General features: G+C 56.8%; 19 protein-coding genes and 3 pseudogenes. 3 read left to right on the top strand and 19 right to left on the bottom strand.

Features of this window, described 5'->3' with window-relative positions; all coding sequences use genetic code 11:
- Nucleotides 1-5 precede the first annotated feature (5 nt).
- Together AC3IX4_RS19610 and AC3IX4_RS19605 are read right to left on the bottom strand one after the other, a co-directional pair.
- On the bottom strand, nucleotides 6-464 hold the full coding sequence (locus AC3IX4_RS19610) for an ester cyclase (RefSeq protein ID WP_489257053.1): 459 nt from the start codon (nucleotides 462-464) through the stop codon (nucleotides 6-8).
- Nucleotides 465-496: 32 nt separating this feature from the next.
- Nucleotides 497-943, bottom strand: a complete 447-nt coding sequence (locus tag AC3IX4_RS19605; RefSeq protein WP_489257052.1) for a 2OG-Fe dioxygenase family protein — start codon at nucleotides 941-943, stop codon at nucleotides 497-499.
- Nucleotides 944-990: 47 nt separating this feature from the next.
- Here AC3IX4_RS19605 and AC3IX4_RS19600 point away from each other — a divergent pair, with 47 nt between their 5' ends.
- Nucleotides 991-1,968: an IS5 family transposase gene (locus tag AC3IX4_RS19600; protein WP_489256167.1), complete on the top strand. Its 978-nt coding sequence runs from the start codon at nucleotides 991-993 to the stop codon at nucleotides 1,966-1,968.
- A 134-nt stretch (nucleotides 1,969-2,102) separates the two neighbouring features.
- On the opposite strand, the gene AC3IX4_RS19595 is transcribed toward AC3IX4_RS19600, so the two are convergent.
- On the bottom strand, nucleotides 2,103-2,468 hold the full coding sequence (locus AC3IX4_RS19595) for a 2OG-Fe dioxygenase family protein (protein ID WP_489257051.1): 366 nt from the start codon (nucleotides 2,466-2,468) through the stop codon (nucleotides 2,103-2,105).
- A 52-nt stretch (nucleotides 2,469-2,520) separates the two neighbouring features.
- A complete protein-coding gene (gene speD, locus AC3IX4_RS19590; RefSeq protein WP_489257050.1) occupies nucleotides 2,521-2,892 on the bottom strand; it encodes an adenosylmethionine decarboxylase in 372 nt (123 codons plus the stop codon).
- Between the two features lie 487 nt (nucleotides 2,893-3,379).
- Between speD and AC3IX4_RS19585 the strand changes: the two are divergent.
- A pseudogene (locus AC3IX4_RS19585) lies at nucleotides 3,380-3,646 on the top strand (M20/M25/M40 family metallo-hydrolase); the annotation flags it as partial.
- 126 nt (nucleotides 3,647-3,772) lie between these two features.
- Here AC3IX4_RS19585 and AC3IX4_RS19580 read toward each other — a convergent pair.
- The 12 genes and pseudogenes from AC3IX4_RS19580 to AC3IX4_RS19525 all read right to left on the bottom strand — a co-directional run bounded on the left by AC3IX4_RS19580 (nucleotide 3,773) and on the right by AC3IX4_RS19525 (nucleotide 14,444).
- On the bottom strand, nucleotides 3,773-4,579 hold the full coding sequence (locus AC3IX4_RS19580; protein WP_489257049.1) for a sulfite exporter TauE/SafE family protein: 807 nt from the start codon (nucleotides 4,577-4,579) through the stop codon (nucleotides 3,773-3,775).
- A gap of 9 nt (nucleotides 4,580-4,588) precedes the next feature.
- Complete coding sequence (locus AC3IX4_RS19575; RefSeq protein WP_489261325.1) at nucleotides 4,589-5,806, bottom strand: NAD(P)/FAD-dependent oxidoreductase; 1,218 nt, start codon at nucleotides 5,804-5,806, stop codon at nucleotides 4,589-4,591.
- 48 nt (nucleotides 5,807-5,854) lie between these two features.
- Nucleotides 5,855-6,175, bottom strand: a pseudogene (locus tag AC3IX4_RS19570) (protein tyrosine phosphatase family protein); the annotation flags it as partial.
- A gap of 60 nt (nucleotides 6,176-6,235) precedes the next feature.
- Nucleotides 6,236-7,099 (bottom strand): MBL fold metallo-hydrolase, encoded by an 864-nt coding sequence (locus AC3IX4_RS19565; protein WP_489257048.1) that lies wholly within the window; start codon nucleotides 7,097-7,099, stop codon nucleotides 6,236-6,238.
- A gap of 16 nt (nucleotides 7,100-7,115) precedes the next feature.
- The gene (locus AC3IX4_RS19560; protein WP_489257047.1) at nucleotides 7,116-8,525 is read right to left on the bottom strand and encodes a Na+/H+ antiporter NhaC family protein; all 1,410 of its coding nucleotides are present in this window, start codon (nucleotides 8,523-8,525) and stop codon (nucleotides 7,116-7,118) included.
- Between the two features lie 148 nt (nucleotides 8,526-8,673).
- Nucleotides 8,674-9,429, bottom strand: a complete 756-nt coding sequence (locus AC3IX4_RS19555) for an amino acid ABC transporter ATP-binding protein (protein ID WP_489257046.1) — start codon at nucleotides 9,427-9,429, stop codon at nucleotides 8,674-8,676.
- 4 nt (nucleotides 9,430-9,433) lie between these two features.
- A complete protein-coding gene (locus tag AC3IX4_RS19550) occupies nucleotides 9,434-10,129 on the bottom strand; it encodes an amino acid ABC transporter permease (RefSeq protein ID WP_489261324.1) in 696 nt (231 codons plus the stop codon).
- Entirely contained in the window at nucleotides 10,126-10,821 is a 696-nt protein-coding gene (locus AC3IX4_RS19545) for an amino acid ABC transporter permease (RefSeq protein ID WP_489257045.1), read from the bottom strand. The genes AC3IX4_RS19550 and AC3IX4_RS19545 overlap by 4 nt, the downstream gene beginning before the upstream one ends.
- Before the next feature lie 43 nt (nucleotides 10,822-10,864).
- On the bottom strand, nucleotides 10,865-11,710 hold the full coding sequence (locus tag AC3IX4_RS19540; protein ID WP_489257044.1) for an ABC transporter substrate-binding protein: 846 nt from the start codon (nucleotides 11,708-11,710) through the stop codon (nucleotides 10,865-10,867).
- 98 nt (nucleotides 11,711-11,808) lie between these two features.
- Complete coding sequence (locus AC3IX4_RS19535; RefSeq protein WP_489257043.1) at nucleotides 11,809-12,981, bottom strand: trans-sulfuration enzyme family protein; 1,173 nt, start codon at nucleotides 12,979-12,981, stop codon at nucleotides 11,809-11,811.
- A gap of 21 nt (nucleotides 12,982-13,002) precedes the next feature.
- Nucleotides 13,003-14,046, bottom strand: coding sequence for a PLP-dependent cysteine synthase family protein (locus AC3IX4_RS19530; RefSeq protein WP_489261323.1), 1,044 nt, complete (start codon nucleotides 14,044-14,046; stop codon nucleotides 13,003-13,005).
- Between the two features lie 14 nt (nucleotides 14,047-14,060).
- Nucleotides 14,061-14,444 carry a Rid family detoxifying hydrolase gene (locus tag AC3IX4_RS19525; protein ID WP_489257042.1) on the bottom strand — a complete coding sequence of 128 codons (384 nt, stop codon included), beginning with the start codon at nucleotides 14,442-14,444 and terminating at the stop codon, nucleotides 14,061-14,063.
- Nucleotides 14,445-14,572: 128 nt separating this feature from the next.
- Between AC3IX4_RS19525 and AC3IX4_RS19520 the strand changes: the two genes are divergently transcribed.
- Entirely contained in the window at nucleotides 14,573-15,031 is a 459-nt protein-coding gene (locus AC3IX4_RS19520; protein ID WP_489257041.1) for an Lrp/AsnC family transcriptional regulator, read from the top strand.
- Between the two features lie 62 nt (nucleotides 15,032-15,093).
- On the opposite strand, the gene AC3IX4_RS19515 is transcribed toward AC3IX4_RS19520, so the two are convergent.
- The 3 genes and pseudogenes from AC3IX4_RS19515 to AC3IX4_RS19505 all read right to left on the bottom strand — a co-directional run bounded on the left by AC3IX4_RS19515 (nucleotide 15,094) and on the right by AC3IX4_RS19505 (nucleotide 18,780).
- A complete protein-coding gene (locus AC3IX4_RS19515; protein WP_489257040.1) occupies nucleotides 15,094-16,377 on the bottom strand; it encodes a cystathionine gamma-synthase family protein in 1,284 nt (427 codons plus the stop codon).
- A 230-nt stretch (nucleotides 16,378-16,607) separates the two neighbouring features.
- Nucleotides 16,608-16,703, bottom strand: a pseudogene (locus AC3IX4_RS19510) (CoA transferase); the annotation flags it as partial.
- 1,174 nt (nucleotides 16,704-17,877) lie between these two features.
- Nucleotides 17,878-18,780, bottom strand: a complete 903-nt coding sequence (locus AC3IX4_RS19505; protein WP_489257039.1) for a hydroxymethylglutaryl-CoA lyase — start codon at nucleotides 18,778-18,780, stop codon at nucleotides 17,878-17,880.
- Between the last annotated feature and the right edge of the window lies 1 nt (nucleotide 18,781).

Here is an 18,781-nt window from a genome sequence, read left to right as displayed (position 1 = left end):
CCTTTTTATGAGGTTTGAATTTTGGCTTTTCTATCGGCATCGGCCTTGATGATAGGGGCCATGAATGAGTCAAAGTCTTCTTCATGCCACCAGTGTCGGACCAAACCCTCTTGAAATTCGAAAATATCTATACCTGTCAGAATGACCTTTGCGCCGGTGGCTTCAATCCCTAGAATGACTCCAGTATGAGTACCTTGAGCGATATATCGACCGACAAGTGTGTTGTTTTCAATGACTGTTTTTTGTATTTTGAAAATCATATCGGGAAAAGCTTGGTGCCAGTCAGCTGCCATCTTTTTGTGGCCCTCAATATTTCCAGGAAACTGGGGGATTGGTTTATGATCCTCAAAGTTGCTACAAAAAATAGAATCGACTAGTTTTGTATTTCCTTTGTTCCATACCTCTCCGATCCAGAGGGATTCATACACATGATTCATATGATGCGAATGATGAGGGTTTTTCATGAGATGCCTACGTGACCCAGCGGATCATTGTGTTAACAGGAAGGGTTGAAGGAGAATCCGCAAATGTCACGGTGTCCATCTTTTTTATCATTAATACAGTAAATTGGCGTGACGTCGTGCAACCCTTTTGTGTCGTCAAAAATTGCGCTTTCAAGCGGTGCTAGCAAAGTATGTTTTATCAGTGTGTTGCGTTCTAAGTTTAAAAACGAGCTTTCGCCTCCTTTGACATTGACTCTATTTATCAGCGTAATCGTTGTGAAGGCATGCCCGTCGCGGTGTGCACCCTCTGGTACAGGTAATCCCGGCTGCCCTTGTTTTGCAGTGATTCGATAAAGATGAACCCCTACGTCCCACCTGTTTGTCAATCGTTTTTGGTCGGAGGGTAGTAAGAGGTACATGTCCACAATTAATTGTTTGAAAAACAGGTTGCTTAAGGAGACGCTGCATAAATAGCCAACCGCCCCCGACCCTTGGCACACTGCACACCTTCAGCCAGCCATCCTCTTCGTGAGCCTCGTTACCCGACATGCAGAAGACCTTCTCCGAACTCGAATACGCCGGCAAGAAAAAGCGAACTCGCCGCGATCGTTTCCTGACTGATATCGAGCAGTTGGTGCCCTGGGCGCAATTGGAGGCGCAGGTGGCGCCGTTTTACGGCGACACCACAGGCAGGCGCGGGCGCCCCGCGATTGGGTTGTCGCGCATGCTGCGCATGTATGTCGTGCAGCAGTGTTTCGGTTTCTCCGATGAAGGTACCGAAGATGCTGTTTACGACAGCCAGGCCATTCGTGGATTTATGGGCATTGACCTGGGCCGCGAGTCGGCACCGGACGCCACTACCTTGCTGCGTTTTCGCCGCTTGCTGGAAACCCATCAGCTGACACGGGTGCTGTTTGAAACGATCAACCAGCATCTGGCCAATCGTGGTCTGTTGCTCAAGGAAGGCACCATTGTCGATGCCACCCTGATCGCCGCACCGCCCTCGGTCAAGAACCGAGAAGGCAAGCGCGACCCTGAGATGCATCAGGCCAAAAAAGGCAATCAGTGGCACTTTGGGATGAAGGCCCACGTTGGCGTCGACGCCACGTCGGGGCTGGTGCACAGCCTGGTGGGGACGGCGGCCAACGTGGCCGATGTCACCCAGGTCGACAAGCTGCTACACGGTGCCGAAACCTATGTCTCGGGAGATGCTGGATACACCGGTGCGGACAAGCGAGCGGAGCATGCTGAACGGGACGTTATCTGGTCGATTGCAGCACGGCCAAGCAGCTACCAGCATCACGGCAAAGACAGCGTGCTGTACAGGGCCAAGCGCAAGATCGAATACGCCAAGGCGCAACTGCGTGCCAAGGTAGAGCATCCGTTCCAAGTGATCAAAGTGCGCTTCAATCATCGCAAGGTGCGTTACCGCGGGCTGGAAAAGAACACCGCGCAGTTGTTTAGTCTGTTCGGGTTGGCCAATCTGATGCTGGCCAAGCGGTATTTCCAGCGCATGGCGGGATAAATCCGTCTGAAAGGCGGGGTTGGCCCGCTAATTAGCAAAATGGGGCCTGAAATCGGCCCCAGAAACGTGGAATAAGACCGGTAGGGCGAAAAAACCGGTTTGAAAATGGGGCTCGGTATGAATCGGTGATTTGTTCAGCGTCTCCTTAATGTTTGTTGTTCCAGTGGCTCGTAGTTTCGTATCAAGTCGCCCGAGTAATTGTTTATATCGGAGGATTGGTAAAAGCCTTGCTGTGGTTGGAGCTGCAGGGTTATGTCGACTTCTGACTCCGTTAGCAAATATTCACTGAAGCGTCTTTGTCTGTATGTATCTCCATTTTTCATGTATTGGTCGAGAGGTAAATTTTCAAAGTCCAATTGAAATTTTTCAAACTGCGCCAGCAGTACGGGCGTTATACTGGGCGACCCTTTTTTTATCGCTACTTGGGCGTTGAGAAAGTGTAGGTCGTCGCTAAATAGTTCTAATTTTTTTTGAAGTTTGATAAGGTTTTCTATAGGCATGATGCTTTCTCGTTGATGTATTGTTTTTCTATAGTGTGCATCCGTGATGCTTTTATTGGTCCTGTTGAATTCCTCTTTTTATGGTTTTGGTATGATGTTCTATGCAGTTGAGTGATTCATGTATATAGTTAAAAGCTTTTTCTGGGTCGCACTTGCTCCCGCAGGTGAAAATGTCAAGAAACAGGGATCCCAGCTCCGGGTATGTATGAAATGAGGCGTGTGACTCCTCAAGTAAAACCAAAACTGTCACTCCCTGAGGTGAGAATTTTTTTGATAGGGTTCCGCATACAGTTGCACCCGCTTCGCTAGCGGCGGCGCAAAGAAGTTCGGTCAAGAAGTTAATGTCATTGAGTGTGTGAGGGTCAATATTGTAAAGCTCACTAAATGCGTGTTTTCCAGAAAACTCGACGTGAGGAAATTTCATATAAGTCCGTGTGGTGTGTGTTTTTGGCAGCTGTGCGGGTGCCGTGTTAAAGATAAACCTTCGGTTTTTCTAAAATGTGTAGGCGGTATATTTTCTGTCTAGGTGTTCAATTAAACTGCGCTTTTTGTGGCCGACGGAGCATTCCTTTCTTGTTTAAGAATTTTCGGCCGCTGTTAATGGGTTGTTAATTTTTATTTTTAAATCAGGTGCGTCAGGGATACTACCTCAAGTCGTTTTTTTTAAATCAAGGGATCCGTACGATTTTCAGAAACTTCCGAAATTTCCTGCGCGATAGATTCAAATTTCCTACAGGTTTATCCAATAATTAGCCTGAGGCGATGGGTTTCTTGCGTAATTTTTCGGTTCATGGGCTTGGGCAAGGGAGGGCATGACGTGATGCCGGGGCTGTGGGTCGACCTGATCTCGGCGCTCAACAGCCTGATCAGTAGCATCCAGATCACCAAATCGCGTAACTAGGCGGTGGAAGGAGCGGGAAAGCGAGTTCCTGCGTGAAAGCCTGCGGCCGCTGTTCAAGGACGGCGAACTGCTTTCGCAGATGCCGAAGAAAGTCATGGGCACTGAAGATTTTGCCTACATGCTGCAGGCCCGGCCGGGGTGCTATTTCATGTTGGGTAACGGCACGGGCGAGTTTCATGGCTGCTCGGTGCACAACCCGCATTACGATTTCAATGATGAGCTGGTGAAGGTGGGGTCGGATTGCTGGGTGGCGTGGGTGGAGGACTATTTGGCTTAGGCCAAAGGTGAGGTTCCTCACATCAGGATGGGGGGCAATCAACTATTGCCCCATTTCCCATCCATAGCGGTTCAACACACTCAAACTCCTTAATAGGCTGAACACGGCCAAACCCCGGCAAGCTTTCTACATCCAAGTTTTGAGCATGAGGTAGCAGGCCACCCCAATGCACACTGCGGAAAAACCGAGTTGTATCGCTTTGGCGGGAATCCTCGGGGAGAGAATTCTGCCCAACAACATCCCGCCGACACTGGCGGCGATAAACACGCCACCGGTCGCCGTGATGTGTGCGCCGGCGTGAATAGCGCCCGTCACTGTAGTGGCTGAGATCAGGGCAATGGCCATGAGCGAGGTCGCCACGATGCCATGCATCCTGATGTCTGAAAGCTGTTGAAAGGCCGGCACGATCAAGAACCCGCCCCCCACGCCGAGCATCCCTGTGAGCACCCCTGAGACTGAGCCGACGGCGGCCAGGGTGGTTGAGCATTTCAGGGTCCAGCGCAGTCGGCCGGTCTGGGGGTTGAGCATGCAGTTTTTGTGTTGCCAGGGCTGTTCATCGTCTGCGGTTTTAGCCTGGCTGCCGCACACCTGCCGGATCATGCGCATCGCCACGATGACCATCACCAGACTGAACAGGGATATCAGTACGGCGTTGGGTAGCGAATGGGCAAGGTACACGCCCAGGGGCGCGAATACCGTCCCCAATAGCGCCATCAGCAGGGCGGCACGATAGCGGACCAGGCCTTTGCGCAGGCCATCCATGGCCCCGACAGTGGCGGCGGCGCAGACGGCAAACAGCGCAACGGGGGTTGATTGCGTCAGGGTCCAGCCCAGACCGATCACCAGCGCCGGTATGGCCAGAATGCCGCCCCCTGCACCGGTAAGGCCAAGAATGATGCCGATGACTATTCCGAACATTCCACCCAATAGCATGTTCGTCCCTCACTCAGGCTGTGAGAGACGAGTCAGCCACTCACGGCCTTTGAGCATGCCGTTCCAGTAAAACCAGGGCAGGAATCTGGCTTTCAGGAACCAGGCGGATTGCCGGGCGACCGTCGGGTCCAGGGGGAATGAGGGCAGCAATTTCCCGCCGTAGCCGAACTCGGCCAGCACCACTTTGCCTTTTTCAACCGTGAGTGGGCATGACCCGTAACCATCGTAGCGCAGCGGCATGAGCTGATGGCCGCGCACAGCCAGGAGGTTCTCGGCTACCACGACGATTTGCTTGCGGGCGGCGGCAGCGGTTTTGGCGTTGCTGGTGGAGCAGACATCTCCCAGAGCGAATACGTCCGGATAGCGGCTGTGTTGCAGCGTCCCCGGATCCACCTCGCACCAGCCGGCAGAGTCCGCCAGGGGGCTTGAGCGAATGAACTCGGGGGCTACCTGAGGTGGCACCACATGGAGCATATCGAAGCGTTTGGCGTGCCGAGTGAGGTTGCCCTGCTCGTCCCGGCTTTCAAACCAGGCGGTTTTACCCGGGCCGTCGACTTTGACCAGGTTCGAGCCAAATACCAGCTGCGCCTGATACTTCTCGATGTACTTCATCAATGGGGGGACGAAGGCCGCTACCCCGAACAACGTTGCGCCGGCGAGATTGAACTCGACGTCCACATCCTGCAGGACGCCTGCCTTTTGCCAGTGATCACAGGACAGGTACAGCGCCTTTTGTGGAGCGCCAGCACATTTGATCGGCATGCCGGGCTGGGAAAACAGCGCTTTGCCGCGGCGTAAGCCCTGCACCAACTGCCAGGTGTAGGCGCAAAGATCATAGCGGTAGTTGGACGTCACTCCATGCTTGCCCAGGGTTTCTTCCAGCCCTTCGATCTTCTCCCAAGCCAGCCTCAACCCCGGGCAGACGATCAGGTTTTGATAGGCGACGCTTTGACCGTTGCTCAGCGTCAAGCGCTTGTTGTCCGGCAGGACCTCGACCACCGCGGCCTTGATCCAGGTGACGCCGCGCGGAATGACTTGCGACATGGGCCTGACGGTCTTGCGCACGTCATATGCCCCACCGCCCACCAGCGTCCAGGCCGGTTGGTAGTAATGCTGGTCATTGGGCTCAATCAAGGTGATCCGTAGGTCCGGAGCCCGCTTGAGCAGGCTGGCCACGACGCCGATGCCCGCCGACCCAGCGCCAATAACAAGGATGTCGGCAGTGATATCGGGGACGCCAAGCGTAGCGTTGGCCGCAGTGGTGCTCGCGGACGCTTTTTGATAGAGCTGGGTTGAGCGATTACCGGTGCGGCAGAAGGCCAATACCGGTGCTGGCAAGCTGTCCAATAGTTGACCAAAACCTAGTACGTCACGGTCGTTGATGGCATTGGGCTGAACCGGGAGATAGGCAAACTCAAGGCCCAGCCGTTTGGCTTCGGCTTGAATGGTCGCGCTGGCAGGTTGATCCGCGCCACCTTCATGATCGGGTCGGTTACAGATGATTGAGCGAAACCCTAGCTTGGCTGCTTCGTGCAGATCTTCCGGAGTGACTTGAGCGGTTGTTGAAAATTCTGTGCTGTGGGTGGTGACTTGCATGCCAATTCGACTCTTGAAAGAGGTTATCCATGTCGCTCTGCCTGAATGCCATGAAGCTATTCAGAACATATTGAGCGGGATCTTCAGGTAGCTGATACCCGTGGCCTTTGCGGCGGGTGTCCCGCCGGCCCGCATATTGATTTGCACTGACGGCAGCAGTAGCCGGGGCTGGCTCAGGGTTTTGTCTCGCGTTGTGCGCAGGGTAACGAAATCAGCCGCGCCGACGCCTTGGCCAACATGGATGTTGTGCGCACGCTCTTCGGCCACCGTGGTCTGGTAACAGTAGTGGTCACGACTGGGTGATTTGTAGTCGTGGCACATGAACAGGCGGGTATCGTCTGGCAGCTCGAACAGCCGGCCAATCGAACGGTACAACTGATGAGCGTCGCCACCGGGAAAGTCGCAGCGGGCGGTGCCGCAGTCGGGCATAAACAAGGTGTCGCCAACGAACACCGCATCTTCGATCAGGTAGCTCACGCAAGCCGGTGTATGGCCGGGAGTGTGCAGCACCCGGACGGACAGCGCGCCTATATGGAATATATCGCCGTCGGCGAACAGACGGTCGAACTGACTGCCGTCTACCCTGAACCCGTCTTCGGCGTCGAACAGCCTGGCAAAGGTGTCCTGCACCTGAGGGATGCGATCGCCAATGCCGATCTGTCCGCCCAGTTGCCCTTGCAGATAACGGGCGGCCGAGAGGTGGTCGGCATGCACGTGGGTTTCCAGAATCCATTCGAGTACAAGCCCGTTGTCGCGCACATGCTCAATCAGGCGATTGGCACTCGCGTACGAGATGCGCGCGGCGGCGGCGTCGTAGTCGAGCACCGGGTCGATGATCGCGCAACTGCGAGTCAGTGGGTCGCTGACCAGATAGCTATAGGTGCAGCTCTGCGGGTCGAAGACAGGTTCAACGTTAAACGGCATAGTCATTTTTCCAATCTCAAATCGTTTGGGTCACGCCTACTGCGATGTACAGCAGCAGCGCAACCAGCCCCGCAGCCAGGCAGTACGGCAGCTGGGTTTTCATGTGGTCCATGTGGTCGTTGCGAGTTGCCATTGAGGTCACGATACCGGTGTCACTGATCGGTGAAATGGTGTCGCCGAGAATCGAGCCTGAGATGGCCGCACCGATGATCAAGTAGGGATCGGCCCCTGAGGCCGCGGCGATCTGGATACCAATTGGAATCATGATCGAGAAGGTGCCCCAGGATGTCCCGGTGGACAGGGAAATCACAGCGGCAACGATAAACACAAAGGCGGCGCACAGGCTCACCGGCACATAGCCATTGATGTGCTCCGAGAGGTAGCCGCCAACGTTCAATTCGCCGCACACATTGCCGATCAGAAATGCCAGGGTCATGACCACACCCAGCGGGACCATCGACTGGTAGCCAATCAGCAGCTCGCGGAAATACTGGTCCACGGTCAACACGCGTTTGACCAGGATGTAATGGAGCGCCCCGACCACTTGGCCCACCAGTACGGCCCAGAGCACTGCAGTGGAGCCCGAGCCTTTGCTGAGACTGCCGTCACCGGTGATATACAGACCCACTGGCACGCTGACAATCATCGCCAGCAACGGCAGCAGTAGGTTTGAGGTGCAAGGGGCACGGCCTTGCTGTACTGGGCTTTCGTCGAGCTCTGTCACCAATGGTGTGGCGCCTTCGCGCAACTCGATACCCTGGGCTGCACGCGCATTGGCGCGGCGCATGGCGGGAAAGGAGAAACGGGTGAAGATACTGAGCAGAACGAAGGCCAGGGTGACCCAGGCGAAGAAGTTGTAGACGATGGAGTGAGCCAGGATGCTGAAGGGCTCTCCACTGATGAAGCCCTTGCCGGCTTGCACCGCGATCACCCCCATCATTGCTGCGCCCCAACCGTTGAACAGGACAGATGACCACACGCTCAGGCCGGTGTTCTGGATAACGTAGCCCATCTGCTCACGGGAAACCCGATACTTGCTCGACAGGCCGCCGGTCACGGTGCCCGAGGTGAGCAGTGCCAGATTACTCTCGATAAAGATCAGCCCGGCGATCGCGCACCCAAGCAACTGTGAGCTGACCGGGCCTTTAACAATGCGTGCCTTTTCGGTGAGCAGCCTGACCAGGCCTTCCATGCCGCCTGTTATGCGGGCGAGGTGGATGACCCCACCCACCATCAGACCGAAGAGAATGGTTTTCACCGCGCCCTCGGACTTGAACACATCCACCATGCCTTGTACCGAGTTTCCCAAGCCATGTCCGACCTGGAAATTCGAAAGCACCAGGAAGCCAGCGACCACCCCTGCGAGCAGCGACAAGATAACCTGACGGGTGAACACCGCCAGGCAAATGGTCACGATCGGGGGCATAAGGGTCCAAACACCGAAATCAAACATATTGCTTACACTCGTATTGAGTTATTTATTGTTGGTTTTTAAGGCCTTACTCCGAGGTTCGCTGAACCTCGGGACTTGTGGCTATTTGAATCGATAGTCGAACTGATTTCTGCCTTGTCGTTCAAGAGGCCTGTGACAGACCCCCGGCCCATGGGGAGCGAATATCGGACAGAAAACGCTGCGCGCGCGGGTGTTCCGGTGTCTGGAAGAACGACTCGGGGGTCGCTCGTTCGAGCACCCTGCCCTGATCCATGAAAATGACCCGGTCGGCCACTTCGCGGGCGAAGCCCATTTCGTGAGTGACGCACACCATGGTCATGCCTTCCTTGGCCAGACCTTTCATCGCTTGCAGCACTTCACCGACCATTTCCGGGTCCAGTGCGGAGGTGGGTTCATCGAACAGCATCACCGGCGGGTTCATGGCCAGTGCCCGGGCAATGGCCACGCGCTGTTGCTGGCCGCCCGATAGCTCGGCCGGGTAGGCGCAAGACTTGTGGGCCAGCCCTACGCGTTCCAGCAGGCTCATGGCCAAGTCGTTGGCTTCTTTGGCGGGGAGTTTGCGCAGGCGGCGTGGTGCCAGGGTGCAATTTTCGAGCACGGTGAGGTGCGGAAACAGATTGAACTGCTGAAACACGAAGCCAATTCGGCTGCGCAATGCGTTCACGCTGATGCCGCGCGCATGGATGTCCACGCCGTCGATAAAAATGTTGCCACTCTGGATGGCTTCCAGCCGGTTCAGGGTTCGAATCATGGTCGATTTACCTGAGCCCGATGGGCCGCATACCACGACGACTTCACCCTTGGCGACGGTTTCGTTGATGTCGGCCAGAGCATGGTAGCTGCCGTACCACTTATTGACGTTTTTCAGTTCGATCATGGGATTAAACCTTTGCAGAACGGACGGCGAGATGTTTTTCCAGCCAAAAGGCGAAGCGCGACAGGCTGAAGCACATGACGAAGTAAGTGAGGCCGAGCACGGCATAGATCTCGACGGGCCTGGTCAGCAGTTGAGCGCTGATCTGCGATGCGACGAACGAAACTTCGGACAGGCTGATGATGTAGCCCAGCGAGGTCTCCTTGATGGTGGAGACAAACTGGTTCACCAGCGAGGGCAGCATGTTACGAAAGGCCTGGGGCAGTATCACCAGCAGCATCGCGGCCAGGTACGAAAAGCCTAGCGAACGGGCGCTTTCCATTTGTCCGCGGGGCAAGCCAAGAATCCCGGCGCGGATGATTTCGGCGAGGTAGACCGCATCGAAAATCACCAGGGCAGCCAGCATGGTGCCGAATTGATCGGTGCGTTGACCGGTAATAGTCGGCAGGAGGAAATAGGCCCAGAAGATCACCATCAACAAGGGGGTGCCGCGCAGTACATGCACCAGGCCGGTGACCGGCACCCGCAAGATCGCGTACGGGCTGATGCGGCACAGCGCCAGTAGCACCCCGACCGGGAAGGCCAGTACCAGAGCCGACGCAGCCAGGATCAGGGTCATCAACAGGCCACCCAAGGGGCCGTTCGGGTACTGGCCGATCAGGTAGTACAACCCATAGGTTTGGATGATATCGAGCATCGTCAGGCACTCCTCACGGGATAGCGTTGCTGGTACCAGCTGGACAGCAAGGTGATGAAGATCGAAACGCTGACGTAACCTGCAGTGGTCACGGCGAACGACTCGAACCCCCGGAAGGTCGCGCTTTCCACCTGTTGGGCCTGATACATCATTTCAGCGACGCCGATCACCATGGCGATGCTGGTGTTCTTCCACAGGTTCAGCGTCTGGCTGATCAGCGGTGGCACCGTCACCCGCAGCGACTGCGGGAGGATCACCAGGCGCATGGTGCTGATGAAACCGAAGCCGAGGGTGCGGCCGGCCTCCATCTGCTCCTTGGGAATGGAGCGCAAGCCGCTGCGGATGTCCTCGGCCATATAGGCGGCGGTGTACAGCACCAAGGCGATCACAGCACTGATCGCTTCAATATTGTGTTGGTAAACCCATGCCTTGATGCCGGCCGGCAACAGCTCCGGTGCGCCGAAATACCAGAACAGCATGTGCGCCAGCAGCGGCACGTTGCGGATCGCTTCCACGTAGGTCATGGCGATGCCGCGTAGCGGGGCGTAGGGGGCGAGCCGCAAGACGGCGATGAGAATCGCCAGCGGCAGGGCGATGACCAGAGAGATCAGGGCGAGCTGGATGGACAGCAGGAAGCCACTGACCAGCCATTCGTGATACTCCCCGGAGAGCACGATCGACAAATCAAACATATTCATAAGTAGCTCCGTGGCCCGACCGAAGGTCGGGCCCCCAACGAAGTTAGTTGATGTTGTCGGTTTCGATCTTGAACGAGCGGCTGGCGAACTTCATTTTGGTATCCGGGCCAAACCACTGGGTGAAGAGCGCATTGGCTTTGCCGGAAGTTTCCAGCTCGCGCAAGACCTTGTTCACCTGTTCCTGGAAGGCCGGTTCGCCTTTCCTCAGGCCCAGCGCCATGTGCTCGGTGGAAAGGGACTGGGCAAGAAGCTGATATTCCTTGGCCGCATCACCGAGCTTGGCGAAATTACCGGCCAATGACGTTTCGTCGTTGGCGTAAGCCAGGCCTTTGCCCTGTTGCAGGGCGAGCAAGGCCTGAGGGTTGCTGTCGAACGAGACGATCTGGGCGCCAGGGATAGCCGATCTGACGCTCTGCTCCATCGTCGAGCCCTTGATTGTCAGCACCTTCTTGCCTTCCAACTGGTCGAGCTGGCTAATGCCGCTGTCAACCTTGACCATGACCTTCTGGCCGGTAACGAAGGTCGAGATCGAGAAGTTGATCAAGGCCTCGCGCTCCTTGTTATGGGTCAAGGAGGCGGCCAGCAGGTCGACGCGACCCTGCTGCAGCTCGGAGATGCGGGCCGAGACCGCCAACTGCTTGAGCACCGGCTTGACGCCGATGCTCGCGGCGATGGCGTTGCACATATCCACGTCATAACCGACGATTTCGCGAGTCGCCGGGTTCTGCATGAAGCTGAATGGCTCGTCGGTGCCTAGCACGCCACAGACTAACTCCCCCTTTGCCTTGATATCGCTGAGTTGGTCGGCGGAAGCCGAGACGCTTGTGGCAAGCGCCAGGGCCAGTGCTGCAGTTTTCCAGTGGTTTTTGAGTACGCCGTTCGTTTGCATTTTTTGACCTTATTGTTTGAGAAACGGAACGCCAGTTTTAGCGGGGTGTGCGTGGAACGAACTTCAGGGGCCTCTCGTAGTTGGATCGGAAATTTCTGTTAGTCGACGCGGGTGTCGCGCAGCCGCTCGAAGCCTGCATTCAAGTCGGCGATCAGGTCGTCGATGTGCTCAAGGCCAACGGATAGCCGGACCAGGTTCTCGCTGATGCCGAGGCTGATTTTCTGTTCATGGCTCAAGGAGTTGTGCGACATGCTGTAGGAGTGATTGATCATGCTTTCCACCCCGCCCAGGGAATCAGCCAGCACAAAGATCGACAGCTGCTCGATGAACGGGGCCATTGCCTTGCGGTCTGCCTTCAATTTCAGCGAGACCACCGCGCCGCCGGTACGCATCTGGCTTTTGCACAGTGCGTGCTGCGGATGGCTTTCCAGCCCCGGGTAGAACACGGCCTCGACCTGCGGGTGGGTGCTGAGGTAGTGCGCGATCTGCGCCGCATTGCTGCACTGGCGCTCCATGCGCACATCAAGGGTTTTCAACCCGCGCAGGGCCAGGTAGCAGTCGAATGGGCCCTGGACTGCACCGATGGCCATGCTGATGGCGCGCAGGCGGTTGAACACGTGCTCATCGGCCGCCACAACAACACCACCGATCAGGTCGGAGTGCCCGCCGATATATTTACTCGCCGAGTGCATCACCAGGTCGACGCCGAACTCTATGGGGCGCTGGTTCCAGGGCGAACAGAAGGTATTGTCGACGCAGGTCAGGATACCGTGGTCACGGGCAAAGTCAGTGACGCGCTGGATGTCCACCAGCTGCAGCAGTGGGTTGGTTGGCGTCTCGATCCAGATCAGTCGGGTGTTTTCGCGACGGCTGGCAGCCAGTGCCTCAAGGTCGTTGAGGTCGATGTAGCTGGCGCTCAACCCGGAGGTCTTGCTGCGATAGTCCTCCATCAGGCGGAACGTGCCACCGTAGACGCCAGCCATCACGATCACATGGGAGTCCTTGGGCAGGAGCTCAAGCACAGTAGCGGTGGCGGCCATACCCGAGGCGCAGGCTACCGCGCCACATCCCTGTTCCAGCTGGGCAATGCAGGTTTCGTAGGCATGGCGGGTGGGGTTGCCGACCCGCCCGTAGGCGTAGTCTGGACTGTCGTCGAGGCTACGCTTGATGAACGAGCTGGAGGTGACGATCGCCGGGAAAAGCGTATTGTCCGCGTAGGTCGACTGTTCGCCCGCGTGGATCACTTGGGTCGAGAAGTTGTTCTTGCTCATGTCGGGGATGCCTCGCGCGGGCTAAAGAAAGCGATTGAGTTGTTGGGTATACGGGGTGATGTCGCCGATATTGCGCGCGACCCAATCACGGTCGTAATAGGTGTCCAGATAGCGTTCGCCGCTGTCGCACATCAGGGTCACGATAGAACCCTGTAGACCTTGCTCCTGCATCCGCAGCGCAACACTCAGCGCACCCCACATATTGGTCCCGGTGGAGCCACCGGGTTTCTTGCCAAGCAGTTTTTCAAGCCAGTAGAGGGTGGCGATGCTGGCCGCGTCGGGCACTTTGAGCATGTCGTCGATCACGTCCGGCAGGAAGGACGGCTCCACCTGGGGCCGCCCGATGCCTTCGATGCGGCTGCCATGGGGGCTGGTCAGGCTCGAGTCGCCTGTACGATAGCTTTCATAGAACACCGAGTTTTCGGGATCGACGACGATCAGCCGGGTGTCGTGGCCCTTGTAGCGAATGTAACGACCGAGGGTCGAGGAGGTGCCGCCGGTGCCCGCGCTCATGACAATCACGTGGGGAACCGGGTGCGGCTCGCCAGCCATCTGCTGGAAGATGCTATCGGCGATATTGTTGTTGCCGCGCCAGTCCGTCGCCCGCTCGGCGTAGGTGAACTGGTCCATGTAGTGGCCCTCGCTCTCGCGCGCCAGTCGCTCTGCTTCGGCATAGACATGGGACGAGTGATCTACGAAATGGCAGTGTCCGCCGAGTTGCTCGACCTGTTCGATTTTCTTGCTTGCGGTGTTGCGCGGCATGACCGCGGTGAAACGCAGGCCCAGCAATTTGGCGAAATAGGCTTCAGACACGGCCGTGCTACCCGAGGAGGCCTCGACCACATGGGTGCCCTCGCGGATCTTGCCGCTGCAGATGGCGTGCAGGAACAGCGAGCGTGCCAGTCGGTGCTTGAGGCTGCCAGTGGGATGGGTACTTTCGTCCTTGAGATAGATGTCGACGCCCTTCAAGCCCGGGATGTCCAGCTTGTGGATATGGGTGTCGGCGGAGCGTTGCAGGTCGCAGGAAATACTGCCAATGGCCATGCGGATCCAGTCATTCATCATGGTCGGACCTTGGCTCAGCATGCGGCCACCGCGATCGCATCCACTTCTACCAGCGCTGCTCGCGGCAAGCTGCTCACACCGATCGCCGCGCGCGCCGGATAGGGTTTGACAAATAGCTCTTCCATCACCCCATTGACCAGGGCGAAGTGGCTCAGGTCAGTCAGGTAGATGTTCAGTTTGACCACATCGGCGAAGCTCATCGCGGCTTCTTCGAGAATTGCCTTGAGGTTGGCGAAGGCTTGTCGGGTCTGCGCTTCGATGCCTTCGACCATTTGCATGCTTTTCGGGTCGAGGGCGATCTGGCCGGAAACATAAAGGGTATCTGCGCACTTCACTGCTTGCGAATAAGGGCCAATCGCCGTGGGCGCGGCAGGGGTGTCGATGATCTTCTTGTTCATCTCGGGGGTCTCCGGACAGGTCTTGTGGGGATAAATATTACTGCCGGCAGCGGGAAAAAGAATTTCCATTTTTCTAGTGTTCACGCTAATTTGTAGAAAAATTTCCTACAAAATAGGCCATAACAAGAATGGATAGTTTCGATCGCCAGATCCTCTCGCTCTTGCAACGCGATGCCTCCATTTCCCTCAAGGATCTCGCCGAAGCCGTCAACCTCTCAACGACTCCCTGCTGGAAACGCGTGAAGAAGCTAGAGGAGGAGGGCTATATCCGGGCCAAGGTGGTCTTGCTGGATCCGGTCCGATTGGGCCTGGGGTTATCGCTGTTCGTGCAGCTCAAGACCCAGCGTCACGACAGTCCCTGGCTGGAGAAGTTTGCCGAGACTGTGATGCAGTTCGAGGAGGTGGTGGAGTTCTACCGGATGTCTGGCGAGTGGGACTACATGCTGCGGGTAGTGGTCAAGGACATTGGAGCCTATGACAGCTTCTACAAGAAACTGATTACCTCTACCGAGGGGCTGTCCAACATCACATCGAGCTTTGCGATGGAGCAGATCAAATACACCACGGCGCTGCCATTACCTCGATGAGGCGCGCTGGAGGAAAGCACTCGGCAGCGTGCCGAGTGCCCTTTCCTGGTGATCTCGCGTACTCAGCAAAGGCGCAGAGCATTGTCCAGGTCGGCGATCAGGTCGTCCTCATGTTCGAGGCCGATCGAGATTCGGATCAGCCCTTCGGACACTCCGGCCTGGCTGCGCAGTTCCTCCGGCACGCCCGATTGCGTGGTTGAGGCCGGATGGCAGACCAGGGACTCGGTGCCGCCCAGGCTGACCGCCGATTTGAACAGATGCAGGGCGTTGATGAAGCGGAAGGCCCGTTCGCGACCACCGTCCAGCACGAACGAAAAGGTCGAGCCAGGTCCACTGCATTGCCGACGGTAGACCGCTTGGTAGGTGTCATCCTGGATCAACTCGGGATGCAGAACGACGACTTTCTGATGGGGGTTGCTGGCCAGCCAGTGGGCGACCGCAGAACCGGTTCTGGCGGCCTGTTTCATGCGCAGGACCAGGGTTTCCATCGAGCGCGAGATCATCCATGAGGAGTGTGGGTCGAGTTGCGAACCGAACGCGCTACGAATGCTGCGTACTTTGCCGATCAGCTCCTTGTTGCCGGTGATGCCCCCCGCAACCAGGTCACTGTGCCCGCCCACGTACTTGGTCAGCGAATACACGCACAGGTCGACCCCATGCTCAATGGGCTTCTGGAAAATCGGCCCCAACAGCGTGTTGTCGCAGACGGTGATGGGCCGGTAGCCATGGCGCGTCTCGAAAGCGTCGATTTCCAGGCGTAGCCCCTGCAGATCCAACAGTGCATTGGTCGGGTTGGCTGGAGTCTCGATAAAGCAGAGGCGAACCGGTCCCTTGGCGGCAGCCGTTTCCAGTGCCTCGGCCATGGATTCTCTGGACAGGCCGTCAGCAATGCCGTGAGAGCCGATACCCCATTGCGGAAGAATCTTGGCAATCAGAGTCTCGGTGCCACCGTACAACGGTGCCGATTGCACCAGCTGATCACCGGGACGCAGAAAGGCTAACAGCACAGCACTGATGGCGGCCATTCCGCTGGAGGTGACGGCGGCCGCTTCCGAACCGTCCAGCAGCGCCAGGCGATCCTCGACGATTTCGAGGTTGGGGTGATTGAAGCGGCTGTAGACCAGGCCGGCAGACGAATCCTGCGGAACCGGTTTACGACCGGACACGACATCGAAGAATTCAGCGCCGTCCTCGGCCGTGCGAAACGCAAAGGTAGAGGTCAGGAAAACCGGAGGTTTGACGGCGCCTTCCGAGAGGAATGGGTCGTAGCCATAAGACATCATCAATGTCTCGGGGTGCAGCGTATGGCTGCCGATGGTTTTCTTGTGGTAGCTGGAGTAAGACATGGACCGCCCCTTTTTGAAGTTATGATCGAGATCCAACGATGAAGTCGCTGTTAACGAAAATAGTGTATGTAGAAGGGGAAGAAAGATTTTTCCATTTATGCCCTGATTTCAAGCCAATGAGAAAAATCCTTCCTTGATTCGATGGTTTCCATAGCCGCTGCCGAAGGCTGCGCCCATTCAGGAGGACTTGAGGTGGTTTTCAATAAAGCCTTTATAGAAACTGCGTGAGGGTCGTATCCCCGCGCAAAATCGCCGCTACCGGGTCGCTCGACCTTAATAACAAGGGCGCCAAGGTCAGCCAGTTGCCGTGTGGAAAACGGCGCAGCAAATCCCGGAAAGCATTGAGGGGAGCCTAGGCTCCCCTCAAAATTTGTCGCGTGCTCTTTGTTTTTATTGAGGGGCGGTCTGTTGTTGTTTTTGTCGACCGTGACCCTTTACCGCATTCTGTGTGACCCCCATTCGGGGTCAAGAGCAAACGTATTTTTTTGATCGCTGATCTGCCTTCACCATCGCTGGTCCAACCGACTCGGGAGCTACCTTGGGGTAGTTTTGTTGTTCTCTGTCCGGCTGCGGGGCAAGCCCCTGGAACGCACATCCTCTCCAAAAAAATCTGTTAGCTTCGTCTCTGTCGTGCTTGTTCTTGTTATGTCAGAGTCGTTTCATCTTGTTTTTATTGGGTGTGTCGCATTTATTGTTTTTGTTGTACAGAACCTATAGCAGGTCCCGTGCCAACTTTTAGAAACCCAATGAAAGCGGGGGTTTCAGCCAAAAGCTCCGCGACCGACGCAAAAAAATCCTGACGATTTGTTTCCGCATGACTCGGTTTGCGCGGGGGAGGTGACAGCCTGCGGTAACAGACGCGTCACCCTGTAGGAGCACGGCTTGCCGGAACGCCGGACCGCGGCGATGGCGCCCGGAAAATCACCGTCGGCGGCAAGCCGGGCTCCTACAAATCCCGCAAAGCATTGAGGGGAGCCTAGGCTCCCCTCAAAATTTGTCGCGTGCTCTTTATTTTTATTGAGGGGCGGTCTGTTGTTGTTTTTGTAGGCCGTGACCCTTTACCGCGTTCTTGGTGACCCCCATTCGGGGTCAAGAGCAAACGTATTTTTTTGATCGCTGATCTGCCTTCACCACTGCTGGTCCAACCGACTCGGGAGCTACCTTGGGGTAGTTTTGTTGTTCTCTGTCCGGCTGCGGGGCAAGCCCCTGGAACGCACATCCTCTCCAAAAAAATCTGTTAGCTTCGTCTCTGTCGTGCTTGTTCTTGTTATGTCAGAGTCGTTTCATCTTGTTTTTATTGGTGTGTCGCATTTATTGTTTTTGTTGTACAGAACCTATAGCAGGTCCCGTGCCAACTTTTAAAAACCCAATGAAAACGGGGGTTTCAGCCAAAAGTTCCGCAGCCGACGCAAAAAAATCCTGACGATTTGTTTCCGCATGACTCGGCATGTCGGTATGAGGTAACACTCTGACGCAATCAGACTGTTACCCCCGCAGGTTTCAGTGTGCGGCGCTGCGCGCACGGGCCACGCGTGAGCCGCTGGGGCGGCCGAGCACCTCGCTGATACGCAGGCCCGCGGCGATCAGGCGATCCAGATCAATGCCAGTGTCGATGCCCAGGCCGTTGAGCATATAAACGACGTCTTCAGTGGCAACATTGCCCGTAGCGCCTTTGGCGTAGGGGCATCCGCCCAGGCCTGCGATGGAGCTGTCGAACACCGAAATACCTTCCAGCAGGCTGGCATAGGTGTTGGCGAGCGCCTGGCCATAGGTGTCGTGAAAGTGCCCGGCCAGCTTTTCTCGTGGCACAAAGGCGGCCGCGGCTTCGAACATCGTGCGGGTAGCCCCTGGCGTACCGGTGCCGATGGTGTCGGCCAGCGACACTTCATAGCAACCCATGGCGAACAGCTCGCGCGCGATGCTGGCCACTTGTGCCGGGCTCACTTCACCTTCGTATGGGCACCCCAGCGCGCAGGACACGTAGCCGCGTACCGTCAGGCCATGGACCTTCGCCGCGTCCATGATGGGCATGAAGCGCTCCAGGCTTTCGCTGATCGAGCAGTTGATATTGCGTTGCGAAAACGACTCGGACGCCGCGGCGAAGATGGCCACCTCTTTCACCCCGCATGCCAGGGCATCCTCGAGCCCGCGCACGTTGGGGGCCAGCGCGGCATACGTCACTCCCTGCTTGCGCTTGATGCCGGCGAACACTTCGGCGGATCCGGCCATCTGCGGCACCCATTTGGGCGACACGAAGCTGCCCACCTCGATGTAGCTGACGCCAGCATCGGTCAGATCATCGACCAAGCGCACCTTGTCGGCGACTGCGATGGGTTGGGCTTCATTCTGCAGGCCGTCACGGGGGCCGACTTCAACCAGGCGTACCTTGCTGGGCAATGACATT

Source organism: Pseudomonas sp. KH_021, from assembly GCF_057838865.1.
The sequence above is the reverse complement of the archived record's forward strand: the minus strand, read 5'-3'. Positions and strand labels throughout refer to the sequence as shown.

Coding starts and splice junctions, on each gene's coding strand:
- AC3IX4_RS19565 (WP_489257048.1), bottom strand. CDS start 7,099: ATGCCGTTTAACGTTGAACCTGTCTTCGACCCGCAGAGCTGCACCTAT.
- AC3IX4_RS19610 (WP_489257053.1), bottom strand. CDS start 464: ATGAAAAACCCTCATCATTCGCATCATATGAATCATGTGTATGAATCC.
- AC3IX4_RS19560 (WP_489257047.1), bottom strand. CDS start 8,525: ATGCCCCCGATCGTGACCATTTGCCTGGCGGTGTTCACCCGTCAGGTT.
- AC3IX4_RS19535 (WP_489257043.1), bottom strand. CDS start 12,981: ATGAGCAAGAACAACTTCTCGACCCAAGTGATCCACGCGGGCGAACAG.
- AC3IX4_RS19505 (WP_489257039.1), bottom strand. CDS start 18,780: ATGTCATTGCCCAGCAAGGTACGCCTGGTTGAAGTCGGCCCCCGTGAC.
- speD (WP_489257050.1), bottom strand. CDS start 2,892: ATGAAATTTCCTCACGTCGAGTTTTCTGGAAAACACGCATTTAGTGAG.
- AC3IX4_RS19600 (WP_489256167.1), top strand. CDS start 991: ATGCAGAAGACCTTCTCCGAACTCGAATACGCCGGCAAGAAAAAGCGA.
- AC3IX4_RS19525 (WP_489257042.1), bottom strand. CDS start 14,444: ATGAACAAGAAGATCATCGACACCCCTGCCGCGCCCACGGCGATTGGC.
- AC3IX4_RS19530 (WP_489261323.1), bottom strand. CDS start 14,046: ATGATGAATGACTGGATCCGCATGGCCATTGGCAGTATTTCCTGCGAC.
- AC3IX4_RS19580 (WP_489257049.1), bottom strand. CDS start 4,579: ATGCTATTGGGTGGAATGTTCGGAATAGTCATCGGCATCATTCTTGGC.
- AC3IX4_RS19540 (WP_489257044.1), bottom strand. CDS start 11,710: ATGCAAACGAACGGCGTACTCAAAAACCACTGGAAAACTGCAGCACTG.
- AC3IX4_RS19545 (WP_489257045.1), bottom strand. CDS start 10,821: ATGAATATGTTTGATTTGTCGATCGTGCTCTCCGGGGAGTATCACGAA.
- AC3IX4_RS19595 (WP_489257051.1), bottom strand. CDS start 2,468: ATGCCTATAGAAAACCTTATCAAACTTCAAAAAAAATTAGAACTATTT.
- AC3IX4_RS19515 (WP_489257040.1), bottom strand. CDS start 16,377: ATGTCTTACTCCAGCTACCACAAGAAAACCATCGGCAGCCATACGCTG.
- AC3IX4_RS19555 (WP_489257046.1), bottom strand. CDS start 9,429: ATGATCGAACTGAAAAACGTCAATAAGTGGTACGGCAGCTACCATGCT.
- AC3IX4_RS19520 (WP_489257041.1), top strand. CDS start 14,573: ATGGATAGTTTCGATCGCCAGATCCTCTCGCTCTTGCAACGCGATGCC.